The sequence below is a fragment of the Alkaliphilus peptidifermentans DSM 18978 genome, assembly GCF_900101495.1.
GTDB classification, from domain to species: Bacteria; Bacillota; Clostridia; order Peptostreptococcales; family Natronincolaceae; genus Alkaliphilus_C; species Alkaliphilus_C peptidifermentans.
The window spans coordinates 1-16739 of record NZ_FMUS01000044.1; the positions used below are offsets into that span (position 1 = coordinate 1).

A 16739-nucleotide genomic window follows, 5' to 3' on the forward strand; every position below is an offset into this window, starting at 1 on the left:
TGGCAATTTCCTCCTTGAGATCCTTATTTTCTTTCTCTAGTCTTTTTTGCTCTGCATCTGCTGGTCGAAGTTTACCTTTCCCTGGGAAGGCATCTTCTCCATGAAGGCTATACTGTTTTACCCATCTTCTAATACTTGTAGGGGTAACGCCAATATCTTTGGCTACATCAGTTGGTTTTTTGCCTAATTCTGTAACAAGCTTTACTATTTCTTTCTTATAATCTTCAGTGAATTTATTTTTATTACTCATAGCTGTAACACGTCCTTTCTAGGTTTATTATAGCAACCTTTATACGTGTCCAGCAAATCTAATACACTCTACCTTTATCCTTGATGAATAAGTATTTCTGTAGAATGAAACCAAGGTGAAAAAGATTAAACATAAAATTCTAAGATATATTAAGCATTAGTGAGTTTTTGTCAAAATAAGGGGGTCAATCCGGTATCATTCATCTTCTAGTTCTAGTTTGGATTTGGTTTGAATGTCTTTGTACAAAAATCTAGTGCTTTACTAGCAGATAGGTGGAGATACTTTAGTGCTTACAGATTTTTATCAGCTATTAGCTTCTTAATAAATCTACCGTATTTAGAGTGAATGCAATCATAATAGGGTACATTTATGTTTTTTAACCATTGTTCAATTATGGGTATTTCCCTATAATTATTTAATTCCCATTCCAGCTCATAATCTATAAAACCACAATATATATTCTTATCCAATTCAGCTGGCTTCATATCATCCATCGGTTTAAATATAATTCTTTCAGTTGTCAATTTTCCTATATATTTCAAACTGTCACTATTTTTTACACGACCATCTAGAACTGAATTTAAGTCTGTTACAATTTCTAATATGTTTTTCTCATTATTAATAATACTATTAAAAACATTTTTTTCTATACAGTAATCATACTCATTTGATACTGTTATATTATTATCTGTTTTTTCAACATCTTTAATTTTTAGTGTTGCTTTGTAAGTGTTTTTAATCTCCCTAATACGTAATGTGGTTTTATTTCTTGATAGCAAAAAATCAGTTGTGTCAAAATAGTAATTTGTCTGAGTTACATTTTTAAAATCATATTGCTGAGACAATAACAAGATGATTTTATAGTTAGCTTCATCTAACATTACTTTGTATTCCACTTCAGTATTATCCATTTTTAAACCATTCCCTTCGTTTGTTTAAAACACCTACTAAACTGTAGTGTTCTATGCTAAAACATAGTTAAGGCTGTTGTGCATTATAAAAACAGCTACACCGTAGAAATAACATGTATTATTTGCATATAAACATTTTTAATGACCCATAAGGTAACTAAACCCAGTTAGTTGGACTATAGTGATAAGTATTATAAAAGCTTTTCTAATGTGTCAACAATATTATGACTAACCTGTTTTATAGTTTTTGATTCAGTATTTATAACATGCCAATTTTTATTATGGGATAAATTTAAATATTGCTCTCTGACTTGGTTCTGATAAGATATGAATCTTGAATAAGACGAGCCTTCAAATTTCTCATTCTCACCTAATTCAGCAGGTTTGAAATCTTTGCGCCTTTCCCAACAAATTTCAGGAGAAGCATCTAACATAAATATATGATTCCCTTTTGGCAAATGAAAAAAAACTCTATTTACAAGTTCATAATCAAATTGCTGTTTAGCTAAAAATCTTGCTAAAATCTTATAATACCAACTATCAATTAAGACTATTTCATAGTTTTTTAGATTGGGTAATATAAGATTCTCTGCCATAATCGTATACCAAGCAGCATGTAGAAATAGCCACCCATTATCAGTAATTTCCCTTACTGGATAATCATTTTTTGCCTCCCATAACAACTCCTTAAAACTCGACATGAAATATGTAAGGTATTTAGAAGGATAATCTGTTTGCTTCTTATATAACTGAATTGCTTTAATTTTACGTTCATTTAAGAGTTCTATAATCTCATCAGAAACCGATGTTTTACCACTGGCATCAATTCCCTCTAGACAAATAAACTTTCCTAACATAGAACAACAACCTCCCTAAAATATAATAAATTTATTAATGTAATATTGAAGCAATATCTACCAATTGGATCAAAATTCTCACTTATTACACACAAAGGATCAACTCTCTTCTCACTACTCAATATAGCTGCCAGACATCCCTTACCACATCCTTCTACAGTACAATGATTACAAAATGAGTTGTCAAACTCCTTAAAAAGCTTTGAGGTGTTAAATAAACTTTCTAAGCAATCTGTATCGAACTCTTGAGTATAATTTGATAACCATATACATGGTGTATAAATTCCATCCGCTCTTATTCCTATTATTTTACTTCCTGCGAAACATTTCTCTAGTAAACCCTTTTTCTTTCTAATATGTCTAACATGTTCATGCTTTTCACTATTAATCTCATCTAAATATAGATTATAATCTTCATTAGTTAATATATAATCTTTAATTAGTGGTTTATTTTCTATCTCTAATAAGTTTGCAAGGTTTAATTTAATATCCTTTGTTTTAGAAAATTCGATTATCTGTTCTATTTCATGTATATTCATTTTGCTCACAATACTGTGCAACTCAATCTTAATAGACTTATGTGGTATGAGGTTCTCTACCCCTTTTATAACTTTTGTGAACGCATCTTCACACCCACGAAACTTATCATGAGTACTTTCAGATAATCCATCTAGACCTATGATGATTTTTTCAGGACTCACTGTAATGATTTCATTGTAATAATCATCAAGAAGCATACCATTGGTACTTATACAAACTTTTATATTAAATTTATTTACATACTCTATTAAATCAAAAATATCTTTATAAAGGAGTGGATCCCCTCCAGTAAAAATTATCTTACTAACATTTTTTTTACTTAACTCACCAACCTTTTTTATAGCATCTTCTAACGAAATGTCTTCACCAGTTCTTCTATGCTCATTACAACAGTGAATGCAATTCATCTGACATTTATTCGTAATTTCCCATACGACTTTTATACCTTCCTTAGGTATTCCAAAGCTACATGACTTTACTACTGTGTGCTCCAATGTTCTCCCCCTTAAAATCTATTTTATTTAAGTAATCTACAATATAATCAATATTATTATCATTGATGTTTGGATGAACCGGGATTGTTATTATTGTCTTTGATAAATGCTCTGCATTTAGACATTCTTTTTCAAACTGCTTAAAAAGCGGATATTTATACATCGGTTGATAATTATATCTAACAATATCCGTTGGTATTCCATTTTTTACCATATCTTCGTTTAGATTCTTAACCTTATTATAAGATTTATTGACTTGTAAGACTAAGCTATAATAATTGGGATTACTATTTTTAGGATAAACAATTTCTTTGATATTTTTATTTGTTAGATTGTCTAGAATTAATTTTGCATTCTTCATGCGAACATCTAACTGCCAATCTATTTTTTTTATTCTTGACATACCTAAAGTTGCTTGTAATGTTGATAGTTTGTAATTAGTTCCAAAAATATTACCTGTCATATAACCAAACTGAATAAAAGATTTTATGCTTTCATATTGGTTTTTATCATTAGTTAATATAAATCCACCTTCACCAGTAGGAAGAATTTTTCTATCATGTGTGCTAAAACATCCAATGTTCCCTATAGTTCCTAAATTTTTATTATTATAAGTAGTACAATGTGCTTGTGCAGTGTCTTCAATCAATGAAATATTATAGCTTTCACAAACATCTAATAATTCGTCATAGTCAAAAGGATATCCCCACATAGGAACACAGATAATTGCTTTTGCTTTTTTAGTTATACTTTTCTTTAAGGCCTGTATGTCAAATCCAAAATTGTCTTTGTTAGTATCGACAAATATCGGGATTGCCTTTTGCTGTAAAACTGGTATAGCAGTCATTATTGGTGCAGTAGGTGGTATCAATACTTCATCACCTTCTCTAATTCCAAGCGCATATAGTGCACAATGAATTGCACTCGTTCCTGAAGATACTGCAACAGCATATTTACTTCCAAAAAAGTCTCTTAATTTCTCTTCATATTCTTCAATAATACTACTTGTACCAGATAATTGTAAATTATCCAATGCTTTTTTTAATGCAAAATCATCATCTTTATTTCTATAGAGAAATTTATCATTTATCTTCATTATTACACCTCTTTAATTTATAGTTAGCGTTCATCATAACTTTAAACGCTTTGGAAGCTGAGCTTCTTATTAGGTCTTAAAATTGTTTCTATGCACCATATATCTGAAAATTAATATTTGTGTCTTCTGCTTTTTTGTTTATTATCAGGAAGAATTAATTATGCTCATCTCTAATTACAGTAAGAAACTATTTTCTAAATAATGATTATTATTCAAACTGGATTTTGTTGTTATTAGTACTATTTCAATCTAAAAACTGATTATGATCTATTGTTTATCTTCCAAGTGTAATAGCAAAAACATGTATGTTAGGGCATAAGGGCAGTTGAATATTGTAGATTTTGCTGTTATTCTTTAACTGGTAGCCTTTAGCATAAAGATATACTGAGAAGGGATAGGTTTTAATTCCCGTATTTGTGCGTACAGCACCTTTTCCTTCCCATGCTACAACTTCATTGAAACTTCTATTACACGAAAGCCAGGAAGTAAATTCAAGAGGTATTTCTTCTTTATAACCATCTTCGAACTCTACTAACATTTTTTCTGAATGATTTCCAAGCTCAGCACAACCTAATACCATAACATAACGATAATTACATATGTCAAGTTTAATATTCTGTCCCATACATGAAATGTTATCCAGTTTATTATTTCCTGTATTTGGAAACATAAATTTCATATTATCAATCATCCATAAGTTATTAATTGGTAACCCATTTATAAGAAAGAATCTACCTTCAGATGATATTTCAGCTTTACAATTATCTAATGTACCATCCGAAAATCCTATATTGTTCATATACTCGCTTAGATTAATATACTTAAATTCTGATAACTGTATACTGGTATCCATCACGTTTTCTATATCATAGTAGCTAATATTAAAAGATTCATTCATACACAATTCAATAATTGTGTCTGCTATAATTTCCTCTTCATCAGCAACATCTTTAATTTTTTCCACTATTCGATTAATTAAGTCTTTATTATCTTTAATATAATATGATTTACATAACATTCCAAATATTCCGCTCCATTTATTCCCAGCTTTATTTATAAGGTCTGCCAATACTTTTAATTCACTTACCCTATACTCGTCACTAACATATAATAATGCTTTACTGAAAACTTTACGACCTCTTGAAATATTGAAAAGTTTTTTGTAGATTTTTGCTTGAAATGGCCTATCTTCATATCCTCTTACCTCTTTAGATAAATGTAGATTTTCTCTTAAGTCCTTAGCAAATAATCTCATTTCGTCAAATACATTCAATGATTTATGCTTGTCTTTTAACCTAAGCGTAGCATCTCTTACAATCTCTTTCCAATAACACTTAGTGTAATTTTCCAAATTTCTAAAATCTATATATTCTTTGAATCCTTTAGAAAAATGATCTAATGACAACCATTCTCCGTCCTTTGCTAAAGCATCTTTGCAAAACAAATTATTGCTTTCATCAATCCCTGTTACCAAGCAGTAGTGAGCAGAATGAATTTTTTTATAATACCCTACGAACCATGGACACCAATAAGTATCTATATAAATACATACTGGTGTATCATCCTTTAATTTTTCTTTAATCGCCTCTACAATATCTATGTAATTATTAGCTTCTCGAAAAGTTACTTGTATACCATGATATTTTTCTAGATAATCATTTTTATAGTTAATTGCACAATCAATTTTTTCTCCAAATGGAATTTCGAGGCTGACATCGCTAGACTTATATGTAAATCCCCAAGATTCTGCACCTATTAGCTCAAAGTTTTTCTTCCAATATAGGGCAAGTGATGCAAAAATCATTTCTATACAATTATAAGCATCATCGCTTATAAACTTAATATCTAACTTCATTTTTTAACACCCCTTATCACACACTATTAGTCAAATATATTATCTACCATATTTTGTATATATGATAATTGTTCCCTACACTTTGCTACCATCATAATAAAAACTCTACCTGATCCGCTTTGTTTACCCTCACAAAAAGAGTACACAATTACACCCTCTCCTTTTTCTTTAAGATAAATAAGCTCCTTCTCTATAAGTTCTTCCATTAAGCTTGACAAAGTAATGTCTTTGTCTACATTGAAGTATTTAGTTCTATAATAATTATCTAAACCTAATTTTACTGGTACAAAGCTAATATAAGTTGATAAAGAAAACCGTCCATTTATCTCTATAATAGGATAAATGGTTCCATCACTAGCAATAATGGAATCTATACTCGCAAGCCCTCTATAGCCTTTCTTATATAAATATTTACCTATTTTATGAGCAGTTTCCTCGTAAAGGAGTTTTTGTTTATCATCTAACATGTTTTCTATAGGATATTCACTACCAATATAAATACTATTATTCATTAATTGTATCTTAGGTGATAAGTATGTAATAGTTCCATCATCTCCAATAAAAACTTGATAGTTAATATCTAAATATTTCTCGTACCATTTCTCGACGATAACCTCAATTTTTTTATTTTCATTACTCTTTCTATCTAGCATTGCTAAAAAATAGTCCAAAGCTGACTGAGATTCAATAATAAAAAGACCTTTACCAGAAGCACCATATGCGTCTTTCACAACAATTCTATTATTACAATTTGCTCTAGTTAATTTAAATATTGCTTCTTTCACTTGAATAATATTTTCGCAAATGTAACCTTCTGTATAATTAGCATTTATTTCTTTAGCTATTAATCGCGCATTTACTTTACTATTCACCCAAGCTGTGAGATTGGCTGTAGCTCCTATTAACTTACACCCAGTTAATCTTGCAATTTCTTCTTCTTTACATGTAACAGCATATGGTATTAGCAAGACTTCATATTGTAATGTTAACTGACGAATACTATTAAGTATTAGACTATTTTCTAAAATCAAATCTGATACTGTTAAATCAGGATCTTCATCATGACTACTTACTAACAAGATTTCCGGCATTTTGAATCCTAACAACTTATAGTGATTAGAAATCTCTTTAGGTATTGGCTCTCTTAAGATAACGATATCTTGAGAATCTGCTAGTAAAAGTGATATAAGTTCTGTTCTATTTACTACACTCTTATTTTTTATGTTTGTCAATTGAGGTAATAAATTCTGAGTGTTGTTTTTCCATACTTCATCAACACCTATATTAACCCACCATATACACTTGATTTTTTTTGTACTATTAGTAGTAGCACTTATTATTTCTTTAAATGATGTTATTTCCATATTATATTCGTCCACTTACATACTGGCTAATACTTTCAACATTTCTTAGGGTTTCAACGGTTAAGTCTTCATCATAAAACTCAAAATTAAATTCAGTTTCTATTGCTATTATAAGTTTTACAGAAGATAATGAGTCCATACCAACTTGAAACAAGTCAGTTTCATCTGTAATCTCATCAATATTAATAGATAAATCGTCTATAACCTCAACAATTAGATTTTTAATTTTTGACTTGAGTTGTTCCATATTGTTTTTTCCTCCTTATTTTTACTAAAAGGTAACAGTTGTCCACTTATTAACTCCTCTTTTGTTTGCCTTTGTCTAATTAAGTATTCATTGTTTTTATCAAACATAATCTCTGTAGGCCATGGATGACTTAGAAAATTTAATGAACTAGCAGAAAATCCATAAGCACCTGATTTTAAAATGATTATAACATCCCCTTCTTGCGTAACTGGAATTTCTACATTTTGTACAAGTACATCTGTTGGTGTACATAGTGGTCCTACAATATCTACTTTTTCTATATAATCACTACTTAACTGATTTATTATATCTATGGGGAAATTTTGTCTAGCAAATCTACCTATTCCTGCTGCTGTTGAATGATTATTTGATCCTCCATCCGTTATAAGAAAGATTTTGTCCCTAGACTTTTTTCTGTATAAAATTCTTGTGAGGAAGCAGCCTGATTCGGCAACTATAAATCTTCCACTTTCAACTATTAACTTGATTTCTGAAAAATCCATTTTTTCCTCATAGGTTTGAAAAATTGTTTGTAACCCATTTCTTATTTCAACTAAATCAAGTTTATGTTCACCATTAAAGTAAGGAACTCCAAAGCCTCCTCCAAAATCTATTACCTTTAATTTTATACCGTAATTTACTTGTAGGTTGTGTGCTGTAGCTAAAATGTTGTCGAAACTCTGAATATGTAAAGATGGTTCAAGTATTTGTGTGCCCATGTATACATGAATTCCTTCGATACCTACATTTTTCAATTGCAGCATTGAAGGAATGATATTTACTAATTCTTCTTCATCTATTCCGAATTGCTTAGACATTCCCCCCATTTTTATTCTTGCACCCGACAACTCTTTCTTAGGATTAATTCGTATAATAACTTTAGTTATCTTATTTAATTGCTTTGAGATTTCATTAATTATGTTAGCTTCTTGCAAAGATTCAACAACAATAGCTAGGATGCTATTCTTGATAGCATACAATAATTCATAATAGGTTTTTCCAGGTCCTACAAATATAATTCTTTCAGGACTTATCCCAGCCCTTAAAGCAATAAACAATTCACCCTCAGAAGCTACTTCTATTCCCTCAACTTTATCTCCTATATAAGAAACAATACCTAAACTAGGATTGGCCTTCATAGAATAAAATATATTAAAGCAACTCGGTAAGAAACTTCTTAGGGCATATATTTGTGTACTTATAATTTCAGTATTATATGCATAAAGTGGTGTTCCATATTTATCAACGAATTTTTTAAACAAATTTTTATCCCATTCCATTACATATTCACCTTATTATCTGAATCTTTAACTTTCATATAGTTTGGTTCTTTTGAGAGTTCATCTAAGTTATTAAGAGCAAATAATCGTTGTAAAAAAGTTTTATTCCATTTATGACTCGTACCGTAATCATTTTCTCCAAAAGAGTCCAATACCTTATGTGAAATATCCATCTTACTGATTACATTTGTTTCATAGCCATCATTATATAATTTTCTTAAATAGTAAAGAGTATAATAAATAGCTTCTTCCATTTTATAATTTTTAGCAAATTCAATAGCTCGTTCAAGAGACTTGTCTTCCATTTTTTGTAATGCAAACTCTCTTACATCACAGAATTTAATTAAATTTAAATCACTTTCTAATTTTACCCACATTACATTGGTTGCTTCTTTATATAGGTGACAACATAGATGAATAAAGAAATCCTCTGGTTTTAGAACTGCAGTAATATCATCACTATTATCTTCTATTTTTCTTTGTAACATCATTGTGATTGGATCAGAGTTTAAATCAAAATCTAGTGAAAAACTAAAATCTATTTCAGTCATTTTGCAATATTCAGAGTTATGTAATTTCTTAAAAGGATACAAGTTATTCATGTTCATCTTCCAAAATATTTGTTTTTCTCGATTAATTGGTTTAATTATATGATTAATATAGTCGTAATCTCCCTGCTCATAACCAATTGATCTCATAACCTCTATTACCTTTAATCTATTGACACTTTCAATCATTATGTCTATATCATTTATAGTTCGTATCCCTAAGTCTTTATACATGTTTTCAATTAGATAGCCTCCTTTTAAAGGTGAACATACTAATCCATTTGCTTTAAATGCTTCTCTTATTTTAGATAATTCTTCTAAGTAAATCTTATTTCTTTCAACTGTGCCTAAATAATAAAATTTAAATAGTCTTTCAAGTTGATATGGAATCGCCTCTTTGAGTCCTTTAGTTGTTAGATTATACCATAACAAGGGCATTATCTTATGCTTTTTAGCCATTAATAAAATACTATCCCAATCTAATTTTTCTCTAACAATTCTTTTCAGTTCGTCTTCATCATTATCTGAATAAGTTAACCTACTTACTAGTAAAATTAAATATTGTTCATTTGTTAATTCTTTATGAGTCATTTAATTTTCATCCTTTCAATTTTTCGATATTTACAGTACATAATGACTTTTAAGAGCCTGCACTTGAATATTTGTTTATTCCCACGTTCCATATTAAATATGAAAAGGCAAATACAATAACACCTACTATTGGAGTACCATACTTTAAATACTCATTGAATACTACATCTCCTTTATTTAAAAAAACATGGGCAGGGTAATAGTTTACGAATCCATAGGGAACAATGAATGTTAAAAAAATTTGCACCCATCTATGATATATGGAAATAGGATAATCAAGAAAAAATCTTAATCCATAAACCGTTGTATCAACTAAAGAGTTTGATTTTCCAACCCAAAAACAGATACTTCCAGTAAAAATCATAATTGAAGAGTGTATAAGCACTCCACCAATTATAACGGTTGTAAATAAGATCATAGAAAGTATTGAAAACTCTATGTTCAATTTATTGAATGATATTATGAAAATAATAATGCCTAAAATTACATGTCCTATAAAAGCATGTTGAAATTGTCTAAAAATTATATGTACAAAGGGATTCATAGGCTTTGATAATATGCTATCAAAAGAACCTGTAACTACCATTTCTTCAAGCTGTCTCATCGGTCCCCAAATAAATAATCCACTAATTCCATAGGTGAATAAGTTTAAATTATATAAAAGCATTATTTCATAAAATGTCCAGCCAAAGATGTTATTAAATCTACTTAATATTATCCAAATAGATATATAATTGATGGTATAAGTAAATATTTGAATAAACAAATCCATAAAAAAAGAAAATCTATATTCTAACTTACTCTTAAGGTAAATTTTTATAAACTCTTTATAAAGCAATAAGTCTTTCATCCTTAACCTCCTTGTATAACAAGTTTTTCTATCCCTTTAAACCATAGTACTTTTTCTATAATAGTAAGTATCAATATCCACATTATCTGTAGCGCAATCATAATATATATTTCCAAAACGTCAACTTTACCTAGAAAAATAGAGATAGGAACAAAGTATATAAACCTAAAGGGTAAATATAAAGAAATTGTACTCAGTATATCTGGAAAGAACCATAATGGTATAAAGGAGCCTGACAAAAGCCTAACTAAATCTTGTAATAACCTACTCAAATGCCATACTGATAAATACCAAAACCCAATAAGCCCTATAATATACGTAATAAGAAAATAGATAATCATCCCATTTATTAACGTAATAAAAAAGTATAATAGAAACTCAATTGATGGATAGTTAATCCTAAGAATAAATGAAAATATCATTACAACAGGTAGAAATTGAAAAATCATAACAAAGCATGTATCTCCCATTTTCCTGTAAAATAAAGTCGTCTTTAAATTCATCGGTCTTAATAAATCAATGGCTATTTCTCCTGTTCTTATTTTTTGATCCATTATACCAATTACTGAATTATTGATAAACAGAGAAATACCTGCACTTATAACACTATATGTTATCATAGTTTTTAAATCAATTGATGAAACATCAACGATTTCAGCACTTATATATAATGCTTTCCAAATAGAAATATGAATAAATAGAAAAACACACTGACTAATAACACCTAAATATGCATCGAATTTATAAGCTACTTTAGAGAGAAAAGCGTTCAACAAAAATCTCATATATAAACTCATAGATTTAGTCCCCCATTACATTAATCTAGACTCCTAATTTAACTTCTTTATGAGTAGACTGCTCTTTATACATTGCTCTAATAACTTCATCAATTTCTACTCCTTCAATCACTAAGTCTTTAATTTTACCATTATCCATAAGTTTTTTTATTATTTCAACTGAATCTAAAGTTGTCTTATCGTATTTAATATTAATACTTTGGTTATTATATTTAACTTCAATTACTCCAGGTAGATATAATTTATTAATATCAACATTTGGACTTAGAACAACGGCTGATATGCTTTCAATGGTGCCATATCTGTTTTTTAGTATTTGAAGGTTTCCATCATACATTAATTTACCTCTGTCAATTACCATGACACGTGAGCATAGTTTTTCAATATCTGCCATGTCATGAGTAGTGAGTATTATTGTAGTCTTCTTAATTAGATTAATTTCTTTTATAAATTTTCTGATATTGTCTTTCACCACCACGTCCAGTCCAATTGTAGGTTCGTCTAAATATAAAATATCCGGATTATGTAGCAATGCAGCACATAAATCTGCTCTCATCCTCTGACCTAAACTCAATTGTCTAACTGGTACTTTAAAAAAATCACCTAGCCCTAGAATGTTGGAAAAAAAGTTAATATTTTCTTCATATTGATTATTAGGGATCTTGTACATATGTTTCATAAGCTGATAAGATTCTATTATAGGAATATCCCACCATAATTGTGTTCGCTGTCCAAATACAACCCCTATTTTCTTAGTATTTTCAATTCTATTTTTATGAGGAATAATTCCATTAACCTTTATTACTCCCTTTGAAGGTACTAGTATCCCCGATAACATCTTAATGGTTGTTGATTTTCCAGCACCGTTTGGTCCAATATAACCTACTATTTCACCCTTATCAATTTCAAAAGAAATATCATCCACAGCTGTCTTAGTAATATATTTTCTATTGACTAACCCTTGAATACATCCCTTTAAGCCTGGAAGTCGTTCTTGTATTTTAAACTCCTTAGATAAATGCTTTACAATAATTGCTGCCATTTAATCACCTCTTTAAAAGTAGCATTAGCGTTCATCATAACTTAAAAAGCTTTGAGTCACTTTGTTTCAAAACATAAATTTTCTTATCACTCTGTAAAATTTTTCTATTATCAAAAAAGATTTCGCTTCGCATTTGTCGAAATATTTAAGTACCACCCAAAATACACGAAAATTTTATTATCTGAAAGTATTAATTATGCTCATCTCGTTAGCATCATAATAGCTTTTATATAAAAAATAGCGTAAACTCTAGCCCATATTTAAATTAATCAGTAATCATGAGATAATTCTTCTAAAAAGGGGGATCCTCATCATGACTCAAGAAGAATATCTATCAAGATATGGGCGTTTTTGTTTTTTAAATAAAGGTTAGCCTTGTATTTGTCGCAACATTGTATATCCACAAAAGAAAATAAAACCTTTTATTAACGTCGCTTAATACTCACCTACATTGTCATTATCACTATAAATCCTCGGTATATCTGCTCCTGCAGCAAAACTGGATGGGCTATTTAGAATCACACTTATTACGCATAATGTAATTAGCAATATCACAACTATTCTCTTTTTCAATTTATCCACTCCCCTTACATATTTATGGATATTATAGTATAATTTAGATATAATTGTAACCAGAACAAATATCGTATTTTAGGAGTTGACAAAATTGTTTGAATCTTTTAATCTTAATGATTTTGGGAAACATCTGAAAATAATGAGAAAGTCTTTAGGTTTTACACAAAAGGATGTTGAAAAAATTACTGGTATTACTTGTGACTCTTTAAGGAGGATTGAACAAGGCACAGTTTTATTAAGGTATGATACATTAATACTATTATCAATGGCATACAAAAAAGACTTGCTAGAAGACTTAAAAACTTACAGCAATTCTGGTAAATTATTAGCTTATTATACACGATTAGAGGATTTGATAATTAATTACCGTCTTGATACCTTACAAAACTTGCAGCAAGATTACTTTATTTTCACAAAAAGTTGTCAAATTGATGCACCTATAAATTTTTATGTTAAAGACCAACTTGAAAAAATACTATCTGGAATTAGTAAATATAATTCTACTACTCCCCAAGACAGTTTGAATGACTTCGTTGATGCAATGCAACTGAGTAACCCTTTATTTAAAATTAATAATTATCATCAGTTCAAATATACAGTTTTTGAATTAAGAATTTTATTGCTAATAGCCTTAGCACTCTCTAGCAAATATGAGTTCATTATTGCTAATGAAATGTTGACCTATTCTTTGAAACAGTCCAGTCTAGACTCAAAATCCACTTTGAATGAAAAGCTCCTAATTATTAAAATCTACTTTAATCTAGCCTATAACTACCATGAATTATGTAATTACAATAAAGCCCTTGAGTACTCAAATAAAGGCGTTGACTTTTGTAATAAAGAATACATCTTATATGGTTTAGCTCCTCTTCTTTACCGAAAAGGCATTGCAGAATACTTCTTGAATAAGCCTAATTATTTAGTAAGCCTTCAACAATCTATACATCTTTTACATATTGAGAAGAATGAAATTCTTGCAGAAAAGTATGTTGAGATTACGCATAAATCTTATGGCATATCCTTATCCATCGGTTCATTATAGCTTCATTACAACTTCATTCTTTTACTTTTATCAAATCAGAAATGTTTATTTTCATATATAAATTATAGTTATGATCTAGTCATAATTAATATCGCTCTACTAGCTCTCATCAACTACCTCTATTCAATTTCTCATGTGGCTTATATCCCATCCTCAAAACAGTTGCTACAATCTTCTCACCTTCAGGTACTGTCATCTTCTTAGTAAGTATAAAGTTAAAAAGAGGCCGGCATATTAAGGCAAATCTCTTCACGTTTCTTTCGTTACTTATATTTCTTCATATTCCCGATCCATCAATGATATAGTTAATAGCCCTTGATCTTCTTTCACTATAACCTTTTGACCTATTCTAAAGCCTAAATTACCAAGCCACTTGCCTTGCAGTGGTATGGCAGATATTTCAATATAGGGATAGGTTGACTGACTGTAAATGTCAGTACTAAAATATTAAAATTTATAATCTCAAAATGTACAATTATTATGATTAGCTATTATTTTTCTTAGATTCTAATAACTAAACTTTTCCTTTTACTCTGTAGCTCTATCATTTCTAAATTCTAGTTCCCTTTCGGTCAATTCTTAGTAGTGTCGATCAAAAATTTTAACACTGTGATAATCAAAAAATTGACTTTTTTGTTTTCACTACTATCTGGTTGGGAGTGCCCTAAACTAATAGACAGACTGCCTTGAGGGTCACTGTCTGCAAGCAAAACTTTCTTGCCCTCCCGTGCAAGTCCTATGCCTAAATTGGCACAGGTGGTTGTTTTGCCTACGCCACCCTTTTGGTTAGCAATGGCGATTACTTTTGCGTTCAATTTGTTCCTCCTTTCGATTATAGGTGCAAAAAAGGAGCTAGCTCTATAAACTAACTCCTTAGTCATTGTAGTTCTCCTCAGTCGTAGTTGTAAGTCTCAAAATCCCTTGCTAACAAAACATCAATACCATTGTCATGATTTCTTAAAATGACGTCTAGCTGAATATGCACAAAATTCTTTACAGATCCATTTATTTTAATCAGTTGAAAATCATGACTTCACAATAATTTTTGAAAGCATCGTATCCGCCGAAATTTTCACTCGAGTTGATGACATCGACTTCAAACTTATGAAAACATAAACTTAGTGGTAATGATGTTCAGCAGAACATCATTACCATTCTAAACATAATATGGAGTTAATATATACTTATGTGTAAGTTTGGTCAATTTAACAACATCTGTAGCAACTGATTCTTCTACACTACATTCGCAGATTTCAATTTCCTTACCATATAGCAAGGTTTCTAATATACATCATAGTTTCTCTTCTGAGACTTCACAGTTTGACTCAATTATGTTATTAATTAATGCTTTAAGCCAGTCTCCCTTTAAACAATTCCATACTTTTCAAGAATATATTCTATCATTCCTTCATCTTGAATGATAACGGTCATTTCCTCTCTATCACCTTTTTTCTGCCCTTGCTTCGAAAGCCAGTTATGAGAACCTATAAGTAAATATTCGTTGTCAACAATAAGCGCTTTCGAATGAAGTGGTGGTCTATATATTAGATTTTCGCCCATGACTTCTTTTAGATGCAATAATTGTTTCATTTCCAATTCAAGATTTTTACCATATGCAAATTGATTATCCTTTTTAATGATTGATCTGATTTCTTCATCAGAGTTCAATGTATCTTTTGAATTCTTATATCCAAACACGATATTATAATCCTTCTTTGCCGCTTTAAAATTCTTGATATTCTCAATAAATTCGTCTTTGATAACAGATTTTGTCACCCAAGGACAAACCACAGACACACTTGAATCTGCATTCTCAAATAAACTCATCAGCAATAGATAGTGGTACTTGTCTTCAAGAATGTTTACATCATTCAGATATGGCCTAAAGATCTTTTCAAATTTCGTATTCACTCTCGGACTCAACTGATTCATTAGTTCAAGAAATGAATTATATTGTGCATCGGTCAACTTATCAAGTGAGTCTGACTCATAAATTGAAAACAAAGTTCCGTGATCTTTCACAAACTCTCCTGCCTTATATAGATAGTTCGTACTCTCACAATTTTCTAAAACAGAGTAGTTGCCTACAATAAAAAGTTGGATTGTCAACACTAAATTAGACAGTTTTTATAAGGTTATGCTCTCTAAATTCTACTGGGCTTAAATAGCCTAATGTTGAATGTATTCTATAATTATTAAACCAATTAACGTAATCAGCTAGATTCATCTGAAGCTCATCTAAATTCTCAAAGTGGGTGTTATTTGTAAACTCAGTCTTGATTATTTTAAAGGTAGCTTCAGCTACGGCATTATCATAGGGGCATCCCTTCATACTCAGAGAACGTTTGATTTTAAAGGCATCTAGGACTTCATCTATTATCTTGTTCTTGAATTCTTTA

Annotated in this window: 19 protein-coding genes; 1 reads left to right on the top strand and 18 read right to left on the bottom strand. The window is 29.8% G+C overall.

From position 1 onward, the window contains the following. The 14 genes from BLP68_RS20300 to BLP68_RS21910 form a co-directional block, all read right to left on the bottom strand. The coding region (locus BLP68_RS20300) for a transposase (protein WP_143003082.1) at positions 1-250 on the bottom strand (250 nt) is incomplete at its 3' end. A 290-nt stretch (positions 251-540) separates the two neighbouring features. Beyond that, positions 541-1161 carry a CYTH domain-containing protein gene (locus BLP68_RS20305; protein ID WP_091547504.1) on the bottom strand — a complete coding sequence of 207 codons (621 nt, stop codon included), beginning with the start codon at positions 1159-1161 and terminating at the stop codon, positions 541-543. A gap of 191 nt (positions 1162-1352) precedes the next feature. Beyond that, the gene (locus BLP68_RS20310; RefSeq protein WP_091547506.1) at positions 1353-2018 is read right to left on the bottom strand and encodes a dTMP kinase; all 666 of its coding nucleotides are present in this window, start codon (positions 2016-2018) and stop codon (positions 1353-1355) included. After that, complete coding sequence (locus tag BLP68_RS20315; RefSeq protein WP_091547507.1) at positions 2012-3052, bottom strand: radical SAM protein; 1041 nt, start codon at positions 3050-3052, stop codon at positions 2012-2014. Before BLP68_RS20315 ends, BLP68_RS20310 begins: the two co-directional genes overlap by 7 nt. Beyond that, on the bottom strand, positions 3024-4148 hold the full coding sequence (locus BLP68_RS20320; RefSeq protein ID WP_091547509.1) for a DegT/DnrJ/EryC1/StrS family aminotransferase: 1125 nt from the start codon (positions 4146-4148) through the stop codon (positions 3024-3026). Before BLP68_RS20320 ends, BLP68_RS20315 begins: the two co-directional genes overlap by 29 nt. A 274-nt stretch (positions 4149-4422) precedes the next feature. After that, positions 4423-6003, bottom strand: a complete 1581-nt coding sequence (locus BLP68_RS20325; RefSeq protein ID WP_091547511.1) for a BtrH N-terminal domain-containing protein — start codon at positions 6001-6003, stop codon at positions 4423-4425. Between the two features lie 26 nt (positions 6004-6029). Then, positions 6030-7367, bottom strand: coding sequence for an ATP-binding protein (locus tag BLP68_RS20330; protein ID WP_091547513.1), 1338 nt, complete (start codon positions 7365-7367; stop codon positions 6030-6032). Between the two features lies 1 nt (position 7368). After that, positions 7369-7614 (bottom strand): phosphopantetheine-binding protein, encoded by a 246-nt coding sequence (locus BLP68_RS20335; RefSeq protein WP_091547515.1) that lies wholly within the window; start codon positions 7612-7614, stop codon positions 7369-7371. Next, a complete protein-coding gene (gene lysA / locus BLP68_RS20340) occupies positions 7581-8894 on the bottom strand; it encodes a diaminopimelate decarboxylase (RefSeq protein WP_091547516.1) in 1314 nt (437 codons plus the stop codon). The genes BLP68_RS20335 and lysA overlap by 34 nt, the downstream gene beginning before the upstream one ends. Beyond that, complete coding sequence (locus BLP68_RS20345) at positions 8894-10033, bottom strand: nucleotidyltransferase domain-containing protein (RefSeq protein WP_091547518.1); 1140 nt, start codon at positions 10031-10033, stop codon at positions 8894-8896. The genes lysA and BLP68_RS20345 overlap by 1 nt, the downstream gene beginning before the upstream one ends. Before the next feature lie 49 nt (positions 10034-10082). After that, complete coding sequence (locus BLP68_RS20350; RefSeq protein ID WP_091547520.1) at positions 10083-10883, bottom strand: ABC transporter permease; 801 nt, start codon at positions 10881-10883, stop codon at positions 10083-10085. Positions 10884-10885: 2 nt separating this feature from the next. After that, positions 10886-11680, bottom strand: coding sequence for an ABC transporter permease (locus BLP68_RS20355; RefSeq protein ID WP_091547521.1), 795 nt, complete (start codon positions 11678-11680; stop codon positions 10886-10888). A 25-nt stretch (positions 11681-11705) separates the two neighbouring features. Further along, positions 11706-12722 carry an ABC transporter ATP-binding protein gene (locus BLP68_RS20360; protein ID WP_091547523.1) on the bottom strand — a complete coding sequence of 339 codons (1017 nt, stop codon included), beginning with the start codon at positions 12720-12722 and terminating at the stop codon, positions 11706-11708. A gap of 435 nt (positions 12723-13157) precedes the next feature. Beyond that, a complete protein-coding gene (locus tag BLP68_RS21910; RefSeq protein ID WP_176759134.1) occupies positions 13158-13295 on the bottom strand; it encodes a hypothetical protein in 138 nt (45 codons plus the stop codon). Between the two features lie 94 nt (positions 13296-13389). Between BLP68_RS21910 and BLP68_RS20365 the strand changes: the two genes are divergently transcribed. Continuing rightward, positions 13390-14340 carry a helix-turn-helix domain-containing protein gene (locus tag BLP68_RS20365; RefSeq protein ID WP_091547525.1) on the top strand — a complete coding sequence of 317 codons (951 nt, stop codon included), beginning with the start codon at positions 13390-13392 and terminating at the stop codon, positions 14338-14340. Between the two features lie 267 nt (positions 14341-14607). Here BLP68_RS20365 and BLP68_RS22540 read toward each other — a convergent pair whose 3' ends face one another. The 4 genes from BLP68_RS22540 to BLP68_RS20385 form a co-directional block, all read right to left on the bottom strand. Continuing rightward, the gene (locus BLP68_RS22540) at positions 14608-14772 is read right to left on the bottom strand and encodes a SymE family type I addiction module toxin (protein WP_091547528.1); all 165 of its coding nucleotides are present in this window, start codon (positions 14770-14772) and stop codon (positions 14608-14610) included. A 140-nt stretch (positions 14773-14912) separates the two neighbouring features. Further along, positions 14913-15155 carry a ParA family protein gene (locus BLP68_RS20375; RefSeq protein WP_456297609.1) on the bottom strand — a complete coding sequence of 81 codons (243 nt, stop codon included), beginning with the start codon at positions 15153-15155 and terminating at the stop codon, positions 14913-14915. Positions 15156-15705: 550 nt separating this feature from the next. Beyond that, positions 15706-16362 carry a phospholipase D-like domain-containing protein gene (locus tag BLP68_RS20380; protein WP_091547526.1) on the bottom strand — a complete coding sequence of 219 codons (657 nt, stop codon included), beginning with the start codon at positions 16360-16362 and terminating at the stop codon, positions 15706-15708. A 94-nt stretch (positions 16363-16456) separates the two neighbouring features. Further along, positions 16457-16739: IS3 family transposase (locus tag BLP68_RS20385; protein WP_143003136.1), on the bottom strand; the 283-nt coding region annotated here is incomplete at its 5' end.